The organism is Cystobacter fuscus, assembly GCF_044360685.1.
GTDB lineage: Bacteria > Myxococcota > Myxococcia > Myxococcales > Myxococcaceae > Cystobacter > Cystobacter fuscus_C.
This window is the reverse complement of record NZ_CP043491.1, coordinates 6,811,325-6,827,846: the sequence shown is the minus strand read 5'-3', so window position 1 is coordinate 6,827,846 and position 16,522 is coordinate 6,811,325. Positions and strand designations below refer to the sequence as shown.

The window sequence follows — 16,522 nt, the reverse complement described above, 5'->3', positions numbered from 1 at the left end:
CTTCACCTCTGCTGTGCGGGGAATCACTTGCCGCGCGAGCGCAGCCACTTCTCCAAGCCCACCACCGGCAACACCACCATTCCCGCGAGCACCGAGAGGCCGACATCCTCGAGCGACAGGGGCGCGGAGCCGAAGAGCCGTTGCAGGAAGGGCACGTACATGAAGGCGGCCTGGAGCAGCACCAGGATCCCGATGCCCACGAAGAGGGTGTGGTTGCTGAACAGGCCCACGGCCCGCAGGGAGCCCGCCAGGGTGCGGCACAGCCACAGGTAGAAGATCTGGAAGCTGATGACGGTGTTGACCGCCATCGTCTGGGCATGGGCCAGGGCCCGCGTGGGCTGTCCGGCGCCGTCCTGGCGGTACGCCCAGAGGAACAGCCCGAGCGCCCCCGCGGCCATCAGCAGCGCCACCAGGCCCGTGCGCATCACCACGAAGTGGCTGAGCACGGGCGCGTCCGGGGCCCTCGGTGAGCGCTGCATCACGTCGCGCTCACGCACCTCGAACGCCAGGGGCAGCGCCAGGGTGACGGTGGCCACCAGGTTGATCCACAGCAGTTGCGTGGGAAGCATGGCCATCAACGGCACCCACTTCCCCTCGACGTGCTGGATGGGGAAGAAGGCCACCCCGAACATGAGGATGAGCGCGAGGCCCAGGTTGGTGGGCAGCACGAAGGCCAGGGACTTGATGAGGTTGTCGTAGACGCGCCGGCCTTCCTCCACCGCCGCGACGATGGAGGCGAAGTTGTCGTCCGTGAGCACCAGGTCCGCCGCCTCCTTGGACACCGCCGTGCCGGTGATGCCCATGGCCACGCCGATGTTGGCCTGCTTGAGCGCGGGCGCGTCGTTGACGCCATCGCCCGTCATGGCCACCACCTGTCCCTTCGCCTGGAGCGCGCGCACCAGCCGCAGCTTGTGCTCGGGCGCCACCCGCGCGAACACGTTCGTGTCCGCCACGACCTCGGTCAGGCGCGCGTCATCCAGGGTGGACAGCCGCGCGCCCGTCATTCCCGGCCGATCCGGGGCGTGGATGCCCAGCAGCACCCCGATGGCCTCCGCCGTGGCCTGGTGGTCGCCGGTCATCATCTTCACGCGGATGCCGGCGGCGTGGCAGGCCTTCACCGCCGCGAGCGCCTCCTCGCGGGGCGGATCGATCATTCCCTCCAGCCCGAGCAGCGTGAAGCCTCCCTCCACGTGCTCCATCCGCAGGTCGTCTCCGAGCGAGGGCGCGGCCTTCTGGGCCACCGCGAGCACGCGCATGCCCTGGCGCGCCAGGCGCTCCACCTCCGCCAGCACCGGCTCCGGGCCGCCCTCCAATGCGCAGCGGCGCAGCACCACCTCGGGAGCGCCCTTGAGGAGGATGCGCCGGCCCTCGGGCTCCCCCGCGTGGAGCGTGGCCATGAACTGGTGCTCCGATTCGAAGGGGATGGCGTCCACGCGGACGTGGCGCGTGCGCTCCGCCTCCAGGCGCAGGCCGACTTTTTCCGCGGCCACCACCAGCGCGCCCTCGGTCGGGTCTCCTGTCATCTCCCAACGGCCGTCCCGGGAGTGGAGCGCGGCGTCGTTGCACAACGCGCCCGCGAGCAGCAGCGCGCGCACGTCCTCGGGAGGGGGCTCCACCGGCTGGCCCTCCACCTGGAGCTGCCCTTGCGGCGCATAGCCCACCCCGCTCAGGGTGTAGCGCCCGCGAGGAGTCCACATCGCCTGCACCGTCATCTCGTTGCGCGTGAGGGTGCCCGTCTTGTCCGTGCAGATGACGGTGGTGCTGCCCAGGGTCTCCACGGCGGGCAGCTTGCGGATGACGGCGCGGCGGGCCGCCATGCGCTGCACGCCGATGGCCATCGCGATGGTGACGATGGCGGGCAGGCCCTCGGGAATCGCGGCCACCGCCAGGGTGATGGCCACCAGGACGGCCTCGCTGAGATCGTAGCCGCGCACCAACCCCACGCCCAGCAGCACCCCGGACAGGACGATGATGGCGCCGGTGATGAGCTTGCCGATGTGCTCGAGCGCCAGGGTCATGGGCGTGCGCAAGTCGGTGGCCTGCGCCAGCAGGTGCGAGATGCGGCCCAGCTCGGTGGCTCCGCCAGTGGCCACCACCACCGCGGTCGCCGCTCCGGACGTCACCAGCGTGCCGCCGAAGGCCACGCTCGCGCGATCTCCCAGCTCCGCGTCCTCCGCGACGGCGTCCACCTGCTTGCGCGAGGGCACGGACTCTCCGGTGAGCGCGGCCTCCTCGATCTGGAGGTTGCGCGCGCGCAGCAGCCGCAGGTCCGCGGGCACCCGGTCTCCGGACTCCAGGTGCACCACGTCCCCGGGGACCAGGTCCGCGGCCGGCACGGACTGCTTGTGCCCGCCGCGCAGCACGGGCGTGGTCTGCGGCACCATCTGGCTGAGCGCCTCGATGGCCTTGCCGGCGCGGTACTCCTGCACGAAGCCCACGAGCGTGTTGAGGACCACCACGGCGGCCACCACCAGCCCGTCCGTCACCTTGCCCAGCAGGACGGCCAGCACCGCGGAGGCGATGAGCACCCAGATGAGAGGGCTGTTCACCTGCCGCCACAGCAGGGTGAGCACGCCATCGCCCCGCTCGCGCTTGAGCACATTGGGTCCGTGGCGGGCGAGCCGCTCCCGGGCCTGCTCGTGCGAGAGCCCGGCCTCCGTGCTCTCCACCCGGGACAGCACGGACTCGGGGTGGAGGGCATGCCAGGGAGCCGTGTGTCCGGACGTGCCCGGCGGAGGCCGGGTGCCCGTCTGCTCCTGGGACGTGGTGGGATCCTGCATCGCGCGCGCTCCTCACTCCGGGGAAATCCCGAGGATGCCCTGGCTCCTGGAACGGGTGCTACCAGGAGTTCGGTTCTCATCGCGCGAGAGCGGACGCGGGGTGTCTACTTCCGGGTGAATGGGATGAGGCAGCGGGAGGCGAAGACGTCATCCTCTGCTCGCTGTCCGGGCTCACCGCCGTCGCCTCCTGGGAGGTCCGGCGACGGTGTGGCCACCGGGATGCATTGAGCTCGGGCGGGGAGGGTGCCTGGAGCCTCGACGCTGGGCGTCGCCGAGCTCGTTCGAACCCCGAGGGCAAAAAAAAACCCCGGAATCACTCAGGGAGTGACTCCGGGGCCTTGGCCAGGGTCGGACTTGAACCGACTACCTGCGGATTATGAGACCGCCGCTCTAACCAGGTGAGCTACCTGGCCATCAGGTAATGGCGGCGCCCTTCTACTTCTCCTCCTACCGCCATTGCAACTACTGAATCCGGGCGAGCGGAGGTGTCGGACGCGCGACCACGGGCGGCTCTATACCACAGGGCTCGCCGAGGGCAACGAGAAGGATGCACTCGCCGGTGGGCTCTCTTCCAGCGTGGCCCCGCCACCTGCGTGGTCCGTGCCCAGGAGACCAGGCTGCCAATAGGGTACCCAATTGGAGTGGCTACCCATCAAGGGTGGTCATCGTCAGGGGGGAATTCCCATGAAGCTGGGCTGGACGGCGGTGCTGCTGGTGCTCCTTGCCGGGTGTGCTACCGCTTCTCGGGTTGTTCGCCTGGACACGGGTCAGGCCGACACTCTCGTTTTCACCCTACGCTCCGGTGCCGAGCCGGTGAACTTGAACGGCGACGAGTTCAAGGAGGCCGTGGCGAAGCGTGCCAGAGAGGTTCGGCCCTCCACTCGGCCCCAGGAAGCCGCCCGGAAGTTGTTCGAGGTCGAGGCGCGGAGTGGTTCGTACACCTACGAGACACGCAGCCGCCGCGTCACTCCGCTCAGGCCGGACGAACATCTGGAGGGGGCACCACCGGGGGCGGAAGTGGAGTTGACTCGCGCCTACCTGCGCTGGTGTGAGCGCACCGGCAGGCCCGGAGACGGCCTCCGCCTGTTGACGGAGAGCCCCGTCGTCAACGGAGACGGCCGTTTCGCTCTGGCCCTCGCCCTCGCCAAGGGGGCCGTGCTCGACGAGATGCTGGCGGCGTTCAAGGACATGACCGACCCCCACGCCATGGTGTCGGCGGTACTCTGGACCTGGACGACGTACATGGTCCTCATCTCGATTCCCGACGTGACGGTTTCGAAGGGTCTCGCGGCGGTGATGACCGCCACCCTCATCTCCTACGTGGGCGTCGACACCTTCTGGGGCCTCGTCGTGGGCTTCAAGCGGCTGATGGACGAGGCGGATCGGGCCGCCACGTTCAACGCGCTGCGCGAGGCCGGGGAGCGGTACGGGAAGGTCATGGGCCGCAACGCGGCGCGAGCGTTCGCCATGTTGGCCACGGTGGCGCTTGGCAACACCGCGACGGGGTTGGCTGCGAAGGTGCCGACGCTGCCCGGTGCGATGCAGGCGGCGGCGCAAGCGGAGACTCAGGTGGGTATCCGCCTCGCGGCAGTGGGGGAGGTGGAGTCGGTTGCCGTGAGTGCCGAGGCCGTTACCATCACCCTCGCCCCCAGTGCGGTCGCAATGTCGGCCAGAGAGGGTCGAGGCAACGGCCATGTCACGGGTGAGGTGACAAGAGGCGCGTCGGATATCCACGTTGACAAGGTGGTCAACAGCAACATGCCGCACGCGGCGGAACGTGCGGTTGAACGGGCTGGTTTCTCGAGCGTGCAGGATGCTCGCGCGGCCTTGCAGGAGTTCGGCCGGCAGATCGAGAAGTCGGGGCTTCCGCCCGGAACCATTCGGGACACGGCCCACGCGGACCGCGTCATCGTTCCTGGCTTTGGCCGAGGTGGTGCGGTCGTCTATCAGCTCAGGGATGGTGTATTGAAGCTGAAGACCGTTTTGCAGTGGAGGCCGTAATGGGGCAGACGGATTCCAAGAAGAAGTTCGGGCGCTTCGAACTGAGAGTCTCCGAAGACGATCAGGACGTGGCTTATTTGCGCCTCCCGAGTCACCCCGGTGAGACCTGCAAGATGTCGAAATCAATCAGGCTGGCCGAACTCATGGGGTCCTACACGGGCCCCGATGTGGTGCTCGACTTCGACCAGGATGGAGTCCTGGTTGGAATTGAGATCCTGGCGTGATGGCCCGTCGATGAAGACACGCATGGCCCCGCTTTGAGCTGAGCACCCAGTGGTGGGCCTCTACTTCCCCTTCGGCGCGGGCCCGCACCAGTGCATCGGCAACGAGCTGGCCCTCATGGAGTCGCAGCTCATCCTCTCCATGAGGGCGCAGCGCTACCGCCTGGAACTGGAGCCGGGGCAGAACATCCGTCCCCGCCCGGCCATTGCCCTGGCGCCCAACCCCTCGCCCCGCATGCGCGTCACCCCCGTGGGCGCCGCCTCCTGAGGCGCGAGCCGCCCCGGTGGTGAAGATGGGCCGCGGCGGTTCGCCTGATGTTCGGTTCCGGCATCGGCGCGAACGCCGCGGGCGCTTACTGAACACAGACAGCGGATGCCGGGCGGTGAACGCCCCCTCGCAGGGCTGCCCTGCCGGACGATTCCATCCCCTGGTCAGGTCTGCTTCTCCTTCGGGCATGTGAGCCAGCGCCTGCCCTTCGTCCTCTTGTTCAGAGCCCGAGAACTCATCGGCACCTGAGAACAGAATTGATGCATCGGGCCCCTGTGTCGACCATGTGCGTCGTAGGAACCGGTGTACATGTGTGCTTGATGTAGGGAGATGAAGTCGCCGTGTGGGCTGAAGTTCAATGGTGCATGAGGAGCGGAGTCGCCGCCATGAGATGCGGACGGCTGCTGCTCTGAATTGCTGATCGAGTTGAGCGAACGCACGAAGACAACGCGCGTGAGTCAATTCGGCATGGGGATGGGGAAGATGTCATGAAAGCAAAGCAGGGGTTGATGGTGTTGGGGGTTGTGCTGTCCGCGGGGTCCGCGCTCGCGGTACCCAAGACGATGACCGAGGCGCTTCCTCAGGAGAATACGGTCCTCCTCAGGTTGGCGGAGACGGATCAGGGCAAGAACGCGCTGAAGTTCATCCTGAGCCTGGGCACCTACCAGGATCACGCGGATCCCACGAAGTTCTATTACTCGCCCACGTTCCGGGTGTCACCCAACCCCGCGGGCGCGGCGACCGTGGTCGCGAATGACTCGGCCATCGCGCGCCGCAGCGAGATCGACACCATCAGCAAGGAAATCAGCCTGCTGGCCACCGAGGAGTTCATGGCGATCCGGAGGGCCTACTCGGTCCTCACGGCCAAGCTCCAGGATCCGAAGTTGACCCAACAAGAGCGCGATACCATCAACGCTGCTCGGACCAAGCTCGCGGCGGAGTTGGAAGTACTCAAGACCCGCGCCCAGAACAACGAGAGCGAACTGCCCTCCTATGTGCTGGACGCCAAGTACGGCCGCATGGCGGATCTCTTCGGCCTGTCCGGATTCCCCCTCTCGTCCTCGGACGTCAAGGACGTGTCGGTGCGCACGAAGCAGCTGGGAGACCTCAGCCAGTCCAATGGCGGCATCTTCTCCGGCAACGTCTATTCGGGCTTCACTCCGGAGGAGATCGAGTACCTGAAGTTCTACAAGCAGGTCCGGGCCGATCTGGGGCTGTACCAGGTGAGCCTGGTCAAGCTCCCCATCCAGAGCATTTCGTACTTCTCGCTCGCGGAGACCATGACCGGGAGCAATGATCAACAGCGTATCGGCGTGCCGCTGTTCCGCTCCATGAAGGGGAGCGGGGATGGCTCCTCGGGGACGTACAACTTCGACCTGACGCTCGACGGTGCCGAGAAGTTCAGTTCCGCGCCTCCCCCCATCGTCGTGCCCGTGGGGCTCAAGGCCCAACTGACGGTCCGCCCGCCCGCGTTGAAGGCAAGGCTCTCGTGTGACTTCACCACGGGCTGGTCCGTCCAGGGACGCGCGGACATCAAGGATGGATTGATCATCTTCAACGATGACATCTACTCCTCGATGGTGGCGAAGTCGGTGGCGGAGACGAACAAGCCCTGCCGGGTCCACGTCGAGGGGGGTGATGGCAGCGCGGCGCAGCTCGTCTACGCGCAGTCCCTGGTGGCGCTGCAAGAGCGCTTCACGAACCTGTACTTCGAGCGCGTCTCCCTCTCCTATAGCGAGAAGCTGACCTACTGGGACAAGGTGCAGGAGGACATCGCGGCACACCGTCACCAGGGGGCAAACGATGGCTGGTCCAGTCTCTTCGGGAGCGCGCGCACCCTCGGGTACATCGGGACGATTGTCGGAGCCTTCTCCAATGCGGCGCGCTTCTACTGGCACACCAACACCCAGAACATCCAACACCTGAACACGGTGAAGTTCGAGCAGGAAATCATCATCGACCAGAACAAGCAGATCAACGTCGAGTTGGGGACGGCCGACATGTGTCTGGCCTGGAACCCTGGCCTGAAGCGGTACCTCGCCTGCACCCCATCGGAGTGGTCCACGAGCCAGCCCGTCGAGGACGCCTATTCGGAAGCAAGGGACTCCTATCTGTGCGACGAGAACGATACGACGCCGGAGTGCGCGGAGCACCGCAACCAGGATGCCCCCGTGGACGACCAGGGGAACATCGAGTCGGAGGACCCTCCGCCGCCTCCTCCTGAGGTCTCGCTGCCAGACGAAATCTGACCCACAGTTATTGAGAGTCGAATGCTGTTCAGTGGCCAGCCCCTTCGAGGGCTGGCCAAGTGCTTTGTGTTGGACTCAATATCCTTGGAGAAGAACATGCGCTTGCATTGGGTGATGGCCGCCGTGATCGCGTTTCCAGCGGTTGCCTTGGCCGCCGAACTCCCCGAGTATATCGGGAAGCTCCGGCGTACGACGACCTCGGAAAACGTCTACCGGCTGCATGTGTCGTATGCGGGAGCCGATGTGACGGACAGTCTTGCCCCGGAGCTGAAGAACGCCTTGCAGAAGCAGTTGAATGTGTTCGCGGCGAGTGGTGTCTCCGTGCCATCCAGCCCCCTCGTGAACATGAACGTGGACGTGCTCAATGGGCTTCAACTCGCCATCGAATTCCGTCACGTCCTGTCGTCGCAGCGGGCCTACCTGTCCTGCTTCCAGGCGTGGTACCTGTCCCTCCCGCCCGCGGACGTCGACGTCCCGAGCCGCACGGTCCTCGCCGGGAACTTGAGTGAGGCCTCGGCGGAAGCCAGGCAGGAGCTCGCGACCGTCTACGCTCCGCTCTTCGCTCAATTCATCCGGCAGGAGTACGTCCAGTGCGCTCCCCGGTTCGAGCAATTCGAGATTCCGGACGACAACGGTACGTTTCTCTATACGGGCGTCACCCGCTGGCTCAATGGGACCCTCACTCCGAGCTACGCGAATTTCGCGACCTTGCTCGAGCCGAGCAAGCCTGGCTTCAATGCCGCGCGAAACAATACGCTCGCCCAGGTTCCGCGGCAGGAGTACCTCATCACCTGGCTGAGCGGAGTCAAGGCGAAGGCCACCCCGCGGGACTATTTCGAGAGCTTTCCGCTCGTCACGAATGTGGAGGATGAAAACGCGAAGCCGGCATTCCTGGCGTTGAGCGCGCTTCGTCACTGGGCAGCGAGCGACGACGTGGCGGCGTATCTCGATCGAGGTGTGCTCACGGATGAGCTCGCGACCGGGTTGCGTCACGTGAACGTCGTTCTGGAGGCCTGCTACCCGCTTGTCGATGGGCAGCAGGTGTACCGCTGTGGAGCCAAGGAGGATGTGGGCTCACGTCTCGTGAGATTCACGCTGGCCAACGACGCGGTGGGATCGTTCGGGTTCCTCGTGAAGCCGTGAAGTGTCGAGGAAGGAGCCAATCATGACGAAGAATCGCTTGGGGCTCATCGCCGGGCCCTTGGGAATACTCGTGCTCGTCGGAATGTCCTGGAGGGACGCGTGGGTGTCTGACCAAACCGCGCCCGCCGGCAGGGTGAAGGAGTCGCGGCAGGCCAGCAAGCCCAAGGAGGGTCAGGCGCAGCGCCCACCGCCGCCCCGTGCACGGGAGGCCGAGGTCCAGCGGCGGGAGGAACCCTCGAACGAGGAGGGCCGATTCCTGGTGTTGGGAAAGAAGCAGCAGATCAAGCTCGAACTCGACAAGCTTCAACTTCATCGTGTCTTCGACGATGGCACCACGCAGTACACCTACGAGGGGGGGACGGTGGTCACCATCCTCCCCGATGGGGAAGTCCTCCTGCTTCCGGAGGAGATCTAGGAGCCCATGATGCGGAGCCCCGTGGTCGCATTGTTGCTGAGTCTTCCGTCGCTTGCCCTCGCGGATCCCCTGGTCGTCCTTCCCAACACCCTGGTCGTGGCGGAGGAGGACGGACGGCAGTTCATTTCAGTGCGGGAGAACGGTCCGGAGATCGAGGCGAGTATTCAGTTCGTCACCAGTTGGAGCGAGTCCATCGGTCTGCTCCGGGCGCGCCAGGGAGAGGCCTTTTATGACCTGGACGTGGTGAAGGTGGATGTCCTTCCCACCCGTATTGAGCTCGCGTCGTCTTTTTTCACCCAGGACAATCCGGCGTTGGTGGATGTCCGGTTCGAGTACGGCGTGAACAGGGCGACGGCCAGGTTCCGCTTCAACAGGGACTATGACGTCCGTCAAATCCGTGAGGCGTTGACCTTCCCGGCCTCGCTTGGAACCGTGGATGGCCGGGTCATCTGTCTCGGGTCCCTGGTGAGCCCGCAGTGTGATGCGGACATCAAGCGCATCCCGCTCATCAACCCGCGGGCCGTACGGATGAATCCCGCGGAGAATCTGCCCAGGGCGCACTACGTCTACCTCCGTGCCTATGCCACGCAGCTCATGATGACGGCGACACCCTATCTCTCCGAGGCGTTCTCCAACACTGTCCGGGCGCGCTACTGGGCGGGTGGAAACTGCGAGCAGGTGGGAATCGAGTGGCATCGGGACGCCTGCCTCATCGCACGCCGTTACTCCGGCGCCTCGCACGTCTCCCTGGGTGAGGCGATCCTGGGGTTGAGGCTGCAACTCTACCCGGAGGCGTCCTTCGAGGACGGAGAGGGCTTCCTGGTGGAGGGCGCGCATTTCGGTCTCCGTCATCTCAACTCGAAGTTCGATTTCGAGAGGCTCCGCCAGAAGCTGGACCAGGAGTTCGTGCTCGAGAACTCCGTGAGAAACATCCGTTCCGCGCTTCCGCTCGTCAATCCCGTGGAGGGCCTGCATCGCTGGCGCTTCGACATCCAGGGAAATGCCCTGTCCTGGAGAGGGCGGAAGATCGCGCTCGCGTCCGGTTCTCACATGCGGGGAGAGACCCAGCTCATGCTCTGGACGGGCGGGCGAAGGTACCGTGTCCCCGTGAGCTACAGTGTCCACCTGGGCTTCACGTATGATCCCCTGGCGCGAAAGGTGACACTCGAAGACGTCCACGTCGAGAACCTGAAACTCCTTGGACAGGATTCGCCAGGCTACAACCCAGCCGTCCGATACCGGAGCGACGTGGAATTTTTCATCAACGGTTACTTCACATCCGCACGGGAGAAGGCAAAGATTACCAGGAGTATCGAGGTTTTCCTGACACGGCTTCAGAATGAACACACCGGGTTCGAACCTTTCCTGAATCCTTGAACTGGAGAACCGCGATCCCAAGCGAAGCGCCCACAAGGAGTGGGAGTGATGACGGGATGCTGGACTCTCCTGGTGTTGTCCCTGGGTGTCTGCCTGTCCGGGTGTGCGGAAGTTCCCGTGAGACAGGCTGGCACCAATATCGAGGGTGGTTTTGAATACCCAACGGGTGGCGGAGGCGGGACGGTGGATGGCGGAAGTGGGCCGTCGTGTGTGGATCTCGACAAGGATGCGTCATTCGAATCCGTCGTGGACAGACTCGAGTCGCAAGGCCTCGTCCATGGCCGCGCGATCGCGCTTGGGTTGTTCGTGAGGGCGGGGCGGCTCGACGCGGGGATGGCGCAGTGCCCGTGAGCTACCCGCCGCCTCGCTCCTCCAGCAGCGCCAGCCAGTCCCGGCGCGTGTCCCCGAAGGCGAGGAAGGACGGGTTGGTGAGCCGCTCCTTGTTGTAGGCCAGCCGGCGGCCCTCGGTGTCCGTCACCGCGCCGCCCGCCGCTTCCAGCACGCACTGCGCCGCCGCCGTGTCCCACTCGCAGGTGGGCTGGAACCGGGGGTAGAAGTCCGCCTTGCCCTCCGCGATGAGGCAGAACTTGAGCGAGCTGCCCATGTTGGCCGTCCTCGCGGTGGGCAGCCGCGCGAGCAGCGCCTCCACGCGCGGTCCCGCGTGATCCCGGCTCGCCACGATGACCAGCCGCTCGGGATCGGCGGGCCGCGTGTGCAGTTCCACCGGTGCCTGGCCCGCGTCCGCCCGGAAGGCGCCCTGGCCCCGCCGCCCCCAGTACGTCACGCCCGAGACCGGCACATGCACCACTCCCAGCTCGGGCTCCGTCCCGGAGATGAGGGCGATGTTGACGGTGAACTCGCCGCTGCCCTTGATGAACTCCTTGGTGCCATCGAGCGGATCCACCAACCAGTAGCTGCTCCACTCGCGCCGCCCGGTCAGCTCCCGTTCGTCGGATTCCTCGGACAGCACCGGCAGCTCGGGCGTCAGCCGCCGCAGGGCCTCGACGATAAGGGTGTGCGCGGCCTTGTCCGCCGCCGTGAGCGGGGAGTCGTCCGCCTTGTGCTCGACGTCCAGCCGCCCTCCATGAAACCGCAGCGTGGCGCGTCCCGCCTCGCGGGCCACGTCGCACACCGCGGCCGTCAACGCTTCCTCTGTCCGGCTCATGCGCGCTCCCTCAGTCCTCCTCGCCGGAGGGCTTCACGGTGGAGGAGGGGACGAGGGGCCGATCGAAGGACTTGTCTGGAAGCCCCTCGGACGCGGCCCGGAGCCGCTGGGCCAGCAGCTCCACCGTCGGCCCTTCCTGGAGGCTCACGGGAGGTAGGGGCACTCCCGTCTTCTCCCGCACCTGGGTCATCACCGTCATCCCGGTGCGCCAGTCGCCGCCCAGCTCGAAGAAGTTGTCGTAGATGCCCACCCCGGTGATGCCCAGCATCGACTCCCACACCTTCGCAATGGACTCCTCCACCGCGTCGCGCGGAGCCACATAGGCGGTCTCCAGGGCGGGGCGGGACGCCTTGCGCGCGGTGCTCGGGTCGGAGGCGGCGGGCTCGGCCCGGGGCGTGCCGTGCTCCGGGGGGCGTGGCGGCGGCTGGGGCGTGGCGGAGGCGGACGGGTCTCGCGGGGTGACGGCCACCCGGGCCACGCCGCCGAGCGAGAGCACGCCGGTGAACAGCTCGGCGCCCTCGGCCGCCGTGATGGGCCGCGAGCCCAGGGGGCCCACGGTCGACGCAAACGCGTCCGCGTCGCCGGCCCAGCCGTCCCAGTCCACACTCACCCACGGCACTGGCGAGCGCTGCGCCTGGCGCAGGGCGAACGCGTCCACGAAGTTCATGGCCGCGGCATAGGCGGCGCTCGCCCCGCGCCCGTACACCGCCGCGAGCGACGAGGCGATCAGGCAGAAGTCGAGCGGCCGGCCTCGCAGCACCTCCTCGAGCGCGTACAGGCCGCGCACCCGGCTCTGGAAGAGGACGCGCACGTCCTCTTGCGTCAGGTCCGCGAGGGAGCGCGAGAGCGAGGGGTTCATCGCGCCCACGCAGAACACCACCCCATGGAGCGCGCCGAAGTGGGCGAGCGTCTCGTCGAGGGCGGTCCGGAGCTGATCCCGATCCCCCACGTCCGCGCTGATCACCCGCACCTCGGAGCCCAGGGCCTCGAGTGCCCGCACCTGGTGGATCCGCCGCGAGAGCGGATCGCTCGCGTCGTGGGTCGCCAGCCAGTCCTCCCAGAGGGTGCGCTCGGGCATCAAGGAGCGGCTGACGAGCACGAGCCTTGCCCGGGCGTGCCGCGCGAGCGCCTCGGCGTGGCTGGAGCCCAGGGTGCCGAAGCCCCCGAGCACGAGGTAGACGCCCCGCTCGCGCGGGGACAGCGGACCGGGCACGCGCGCGGAGGACTGGGTAGCCTCGGGGAAGTCGATGGGCGCGAAGGCGCGCACGTGGCGCTGCTGGCCGCGGTACACGACGTCCTCGCCGGACGAGGCCGCGGCGCACTCGGACAGGAGCCAGCCGGCGAGCCGGGCCTCCTGCCAGCTTCCGGGCGCCGGGAGGTTCACGTCCACCGAGCGGCAGGCGACGTGTGGGGACTCGCGGGACGCGGCGCGCACGGCCCCGAGCACCGTGGCTCGTTCGGGGCAGGGGGTCTCCTCGCCCAGGGCCTGCATGCGGTGGGTGAGCACCACGAGCGACAGGGGCCGGGGCGCCTGGCGCCCGAGGGCCTGCAGCAGGAACATCAGGGACTGGAATCCCCCCTCCTGGGCCGGCTCGAAGGCCGCCTCCAGCTCGCCGGAACTCCCAGGGGGAAGGAGGCTCCAGAGGTGCAGCACCCGGTCGGGCGCGAGACCCTGGGGGAGCAGCAAGCGCAGCAGCAGATCGTAGTCCGCCGCCTCCGTGGGCTGGAGCGACCAGTGGTGTTCACCGAGCTGGGCGAGGCGGGGACCGGGGGTGAGCAGGATGACGCGCTGACCGGCCCCCTCGAGGCGCTGCTTCAGCCGGGCCCCGATTCCCTCCGGCCCGGGGGGCTCGGGCAGCAGCAACCACCAGCATGCCCGGGGGGTGTCCCAAGCCGCCGAGGGAGGGAGGGTGGGCCGCCACGAGGGAAGCGAGAAGCCCCCTGGCATGTCCTGCTCGGCATCCATGGTGGTGGGGGGCTCTCGCGCTCAGGAAGCGCGGGGCAGCGTGCGGCGGGCTATTCCATCCTCCGCGTCGTCCGACTCGTAATAGAGGGTCGCCCCTCCCTCGTCGTAGACGACCAGCACGCGCTCGCTCTGGTCCAGCAGGCCGGTGGCCGCCGCGGCCGCCTTGCGGACCAGCGGATCGGCTCTCAGGGGGCGCTTCTTGGTGTTGCCTGTACGTACGGACGCACTGGGCATGGGGGTTGATGACTCCTTGAGCCCGCCCGTCAGGGAGGGGGGGGTCCCGTGCTATAGCCAACGGAGGACTTCGTTGACAAGCGCTTGACATGCCCTGCCTGGAAACGAGGTAAGGAAGCGGCATGAATCGCCGTGTCCTCGCCGTCCTGGTGTTCACTCTCTGTCTCTGCACGACGGCGAGCGCCCAGACCCCCCGTTCCGCCGAGCTGTCGGCCTCGACCACGCCGCCCTGGTTTCCCCGGGCCGCCTCGCTGAGCGTGTCCCTGCGCGAGGGCGCGGTGCTGCCCGAGGCCCGCGTCCAGTGGCAGTTGCTGTTCTTCCGCAGCCGGAAGGACTCGCTCGGGTTGCTCATCGAGCCCTCGGTGGCCTTCGCCGCCGCCCGGCCCGCTTCCATCCCGGACGCCAGCGGCGCGCTCACCTCGCTCCAGCTCTACTCGCTCCTGTTCGGCGTGGGGTACACCAACCGCACCGAGTCCGGCCTGGAGTGGGGCTTCCAGGTGAGCACGGGTCCCACCTGGACCCGGGGGCGCTTCACCACCTCGCCTGCCCGGGAGTCTGCCTGGATGGGCCTGCTGGAAGGCCGCGCGCGGATCGGCTACCGCTTCGGTTCCGTTGGCTCGGGAATCACGGTAGGGTATGGTGATCCCTACAACTACAAACGTTCGAGCCGCTCCCGGCCGTTCATCGGGGGCCTGCAACTGGGTCTGTACGCGGACTGGCGCTAGGCCCCACTGGATCCTGTGCCCCCTGGCGGGGTGAAGTGTGTACTGAAGATGCTCGAGCCTCTCAGCCTGCATATCGGCCGGTTCCATCGGGAGCGGACGGAGTACGAGCGGACGCTGCCTCCCGCCCTGCTGGTGTACACGCCCGCGCTCGGGGCGGAGCGGGTTCCGGACGATGCCGACTCGGACCGGCAGTTCCGCACCCTCAGCCATGTGTCCAAGCCCATGATGGGGGTGGGCGAGCCGGTGGTGTTCCCGGTGATCAAGACGCGGGAGAATGCGTTCGGCCGGGGCATTACCGTGGGACGAACGGGCAACAACGACGTGGTGCTCGAAGATGGTACGGTGTCGCGCTTCCACGCGTGGTTCCAGCGTGAGAGCCAGGGGGGCTATCTGCTCACCGACGCGGGCTCGAAGAACGGCACGTTCGTGGAGGGGGTGCGCCTGCTGCCACGGCGCGCGTGTGCCCTGAACGACGGAGCGCGCGTGCGCTTCGGTCATGTGGAGCTGACGTTCTATCTGGCCAGTGGCTTCACGAAGGTGCTCGCGCGGCGTCTGGGTCCGTGAGCTTGTCAGCCCTCGCGGGGGCTTCGTAACGTAAGATGGGACCCCTCGACGAGGGAGCAGGGAGCGTTCGCGGTGCCATTGACGACAGAGGCGTTCGGCCTGACGGATGTGGGCCGGAAGCGGCAGCACAATGAAGATGCGATGCTCGTGGACGCCCCGCTTGGCCTGTTCATCGTGGCCGATGGCATGGGCGGCCACGCGGCGGGTGAAGTGGCCAGCTCGCGCGCCACCGAGGTGGTGCGCCAGCACATGGTGTCCAACCGCCATCTGCTCAAGGACTTGAGCACCAACACGAGCCAGGACGCGCGCAACGCGGCCCAGGCGCTGATGGAGGTGGCCATCCAGCGCGCGTGCGCGGACATCTTCCGCATGGCCCTGTCCGATCCGTCCAAGCGCGGCATGGGCACCACCTTCGTGTGCCTCGCGGTGAGCGGGAACAAGGGCGTCATCGGCCACGTGGGCGACTCGCGCATCTACCTGGTGCGCCATGGCCAGTGCCACCGGCTCACCGAGGATCACACCCTGGTGGCCGCCCAGCTCAAGGCCGGCACCATCACCAAGGAACAGGCCGCCACCTCCCAGTACCGCAACGTCATCACCCGCGCGGTGGGCATCCAGGAGTCCGTCCAGGTCGACACCCTCATCGTCGATCTCTTCCCGGGCGATCTCTTCCTGCTGTGCTCGGACGGCCTGCACGGCTACCTGGACGATGACGAGGTGTTGCCGCTCGTGCAGGGCTCCACCCCGGTGGACCTGCCCAAGCGCTTCGTGGATCTGGCCAACGAGCGAGGGGGCAAGGACAACATCACCGCCGTGGTGGTGAAGGTGTCCGGCGAGGGCACCCTGGAGGCGGAGACGAGCGAAGCGCAGAGCCGCATGGAGGCGCTGCGCAAGATTCCGCTCTTCCGCCACCTCACCTACAAGGAGCAGACGGCGGTGTTGTCCATCGCCACCACGCGCACCTTCCCCGCCGGCCGGGAGATCGTCGTGGAGGGCCAGCCGGGCGAGGAGCTCTTCGTCGTCATCCGTGGCCGGGTGGTCATCGAGAAGAGCGGGGTGGAGATCGCCGAGCTGCGCCCGGGCGGGCACTTCGGGGAGATGGGGCTCATCGACAACGCCCCCCGCTCGGCCACCGTGCGAGCGGTCGAGCCCACCCGCACCATGGTCATCTCCCGCTCGGATCTCATGGGGCTGATGAAGCGCGAGTCCATCCTCGCGGTGAAGATGCTCTGGAGCTTCGTGCAGGTGCTGTCGGATCGTCTGCGGGCCACCAACTCGGAGCTGAGCGAGGCCCGGCAGGAACTGGCGGTGGCCCAGGCCATCCAGCCCTTCGCCGAGGAATAGGGCCTCCAGGACAACTCCGGGCCGGAATGAAAGGCCCGGAATGTCCGTTGGCAGGCCGGTCGCGGGGTGA

The 16,522-nt window shown here is 67.2% G+C and carries 14 protein-coding genes and 1 tRNA gene; 10 read left to right on the top strand and 5 right to left on the bottom strand.

What is annotated here, in order from left to right; all coding sequences use genetic code 11:
• Nucleotides 1–23: 23 nt before the first annotated feature.
• Nucleotides 24–2,780 (bottom strand): cation-translocating P-type ATPase, encoded by a 2,757-nt coding sequence (locus tag F0U63_RS27960; protein ID WP_395834222.1) that lies wholly within the window; start codon nt 2,778–2,780, stop codon nt 24–26.
• A gap of 339 nt (nt 2,781–3,119) precedes the next feature.
• Nucleotides 3,120–3,193 (bottom strand) — tRNA-Ile (locus F0U63_RS27955).
• Nucleotides 3,194–3,464: 271 nt separating this feature from the next.
• Between F0U63_RS27955 and F0U63_RS27950 the strand changes: the two genes are divergently transcribed.
• The 7 genes from F0U63_RS27950 (at nt 3,465) to F0U63_RS27920 (ending at nt 10,454) form a co-directional block, all read left to right on the top strand.
• The gene (locus F0U63_RS27950; RefSeq protein WP_395834220.1) at nt 3,465–4,781 is read left to right on the top strand and encodes a hypothetical protein; all 1,317 of its coding nucleotides are present in this window, start codon (nt 3,465–3,467) and stop codon (nt 4,779–4,781) included.
• Complete coding sequence (locus F0U63_RS27945; RefSeq protein ID WP_395834218.1) at nt 4,781–5,005, top strand: DUF2283 domain-containing protein; 225 nt, start codon at nt 4,781–4,783, stop codon at nt 5,003–5,005. The genes F0U63_RS27950 and F0U63_RS27945 overlap by 1 nt, the downstream gene beginning before the upstream one ends.
• 52 nt (nt 5,006–5,057) lie before the next feature.
• Nucleotides 5,058–5,270: a cytochrome P450 gene (locus F0U63_RS27940; RefSeq protein WP_395834216.1), complete on the top strand. Its 213-nt coding sequence runs from the start codon at nt 5,058–5,060 to the stop codon at nt 5,268–5,270.
• A 488-nt stretch (nt 5,271–5,758) separates the two neighbouring features.
• Complete coding sequence (locus F0U63_RS27935) at nt 5,759–7,519, top strand: hypothetical protein (RefSeq protein WP_395834214.1); 1,761 nt, start codon at nt 5,759–5,761, stop codon at nt 7,517–7,519.
• An 84-nt stretch (nt 7,520–7,603) separates the two neighbouring features.
• Nucleotides 7,604–8,662 (top strand): hypothetical protein, encoded by a 1,059-nt coding sequence (locus F0U63_RS27930; RefSeq protein ID WP_395834212.1) that lies wholly within the window; start codon nt 7,604–7,606, stop codon nt 8,660–8,662.
• A gap of 22 nt (nt 8,663–8,684) precedes the next feature.
• Nucleotides 8,685–9,077, top strand: coding sequence for a hypothetical protein (locus F0U63_RS27925; protein ID WP_395834210.1), 393 nt, complete (start codon nt 8,685–8,687; stop codon nt 9,075–9,077).
• A gap of 6 nt (nt 9,078–9,083) precedes the next feature.
• The gene (locus F0U63_RS27920; RefSeq protein WP_395834208.1) at nt 9,084–10,454 is read left to right on the top strand and encodes a hypothetical protein; all 1,371 of its coding nucleotides are present in this window, start codon (nt 9,084–9,086) and stop codon (nt 10,452–10,454) included.
• Nucleotides 10,455–10,806: 352 nt separating this feature from the next.
• Here the strand turns inward: F0U63_RS27920 and cysQ are convergent, their stop codons facing one another.
• From cysQ to F0U63_RS27905, 3 genes are read right to left on the bottom strand one after another with little or no spacing between them, the layout of a single operon-like run.
• Entirely contained in the window at nt 10,807–11,619 is an 813-nt protein-coding gene (gene cysQ / locus F0U63_RS27915) for a 3'(2'),5'-bisphosphate nucleotidase CysQ (protein WP_395834206.1), read from the bottom strand.
• 10 nt (nt 11,620–11,629) lie between these two features.
• Nucleotides 11,630–13,585: an SDR family oxidoreductase gene (locus tag F0U63_RS27910; RefSeq protein ID WP_395834204.1), complete on the bottom strand. Its 1,956-nt coding sequence runs from the start codon at nt 13,583–13,585 to the stop codon at nt 11,630–11,632.
• 21 nt (nt 13,586–13,606) lie between these two features.
• Nucleotides 13,607–13,819 carry a hypothetical protein gene (locus F0U63_RS27905; protein WP_395834202.1) on the bottom strand — a complete coding sequence of 71 codons (213 nt, stop codon included), beginning with the start codon at nt 13,817–13,819 and terminating at the stop codon, nt 13,607–13,609.
• 122 nt (nt 13,820–13,941) lie between these two features.
• On the opposite strand from F0U63_RS27905, the gene F0U63_RS27900 reads away from it, so the two are divergent.
• From F0U63_RS27900 to F0U63_RS27890, 3 genes are all read left to right on the top strand, one after another.
• The gene (locus F0U63_RS27900) at nt 13,942–14,544 is read left to right on the top strand and encodes a hypothetical protein (protein WP_395834200.1); all 603 of its coding nucleotides are present in this window, start codon (nt 13,942–13,944) and stop codon (nt 14,542–14,544) included.
• A gap of 48 nt (nt 14,545–14,592) precedes the next feature.
• Entirely contained in the window at nt 14,593–15,108 is a 516-nt protein-coding gene (locus F0U63_RS27895) for an FHA domain-containing protein (RefSeq protein ID WP_395834198.1), read from the top strand.
• A gap of 72 nt (nt 15,109–15,180) precedes the next feature.
• Nucleotides 15,181–16,452, top strand: a complete 1,272-nt coding sequence (locus F0U63_RS27890; RefSeq protein WP_043433722.1) for a Stp1/IreP family PP2C-type Ser/Thr phosphatase — start codon at nt 15,181–15,183, stop codon at nt 16,450–16,452.
• Nucleotides 16,453–16,522 lie beyond the last annotated feature (70 nt).

Excerpts from the sequence above, each read along its gene's own strand:
- cysQ (WP_395834206.1), bottom strand. The coding sequence starts at position 11,619 with ATGAGCCGGACAGAGGAAGCGTTGACGGCCGCGGTGTGCGACGTGGCC.
- F0U63_RS27895 (WP_395834198.1), top strand. The coding sequence starts at position 14,593 with ATGCTCGAGCCTCTCAGCCTGCATATCGGCCGGTTCCATCGGGAGCGG.
- F0U63_RS27960 (WP_395834222.1), bottom strand. The coding sequence starts at position 2,780 with ATGCAGGATCCCACCACGTCCCAGGAGCAGACGGGCACCCGGCCTCCG.
- F0U63_RS27935 (WP_395834214.1), top strand. The coding sequence starts at position 5,759 with ATGAAAGCAAAGCAGGGGTTGATGGTGTTGGGGGTTGTGCTGTCCGCG.
- F0U63_RS27925 (WP_395834210.1), top strand. The coding sequence starts at position 8,685 with ATGACGAAGAATCGCTTGGGGCTCATCGCCGGGCCCTTGGGAATACTC.
- F0U63_RS27945 (WP_395834218.1), top strand. The coding sequence starts at position 4,781 with ATGGGGCAGACGGATTCCAAGAAGAAGTTCGGGCGCTTCGAACTGAGA.
- F0U63_RS27905 (WP_395834202.1), bottom strand. The coding sequence starts at position 13,819 with ATGCCCAGTGCGTCCGTACGTACAGGCAACACCAAGAAGCGCCCCCTG.
- F0U63_RS27920 (WP_395834208.1), top strand. The coding sequence starts at position 9,084 with ATGATGCGGAGCCCCGTGGTCGCATTGTTGCTGAGTCTTCCGTCGCTT.
- F0U63_RS27900 (WP_395834200.1), top strand. The coding sequence starts at position 13,942 with ATGAATCGCCGTGTCCTCGCCGTCCTGGTGTTCACTCTCTGTCTCTGC.
- F0U63_RS27950 (WP_395834220.1), top strand. The coding sequence starts at position 3,465 with ATGAAGCTGGGCTGGACGGCGGTGCTGCTGGTGCTCCTTGCCGGGTGT.
- F0U63_RS27910 (WP_395834204.1), bottom strand. The coding sequence starts at position 13,585 with ATGGATGCCGAGCAGGACATGCCAGGGGGCTTCTCGCTTCCCTCGTGG.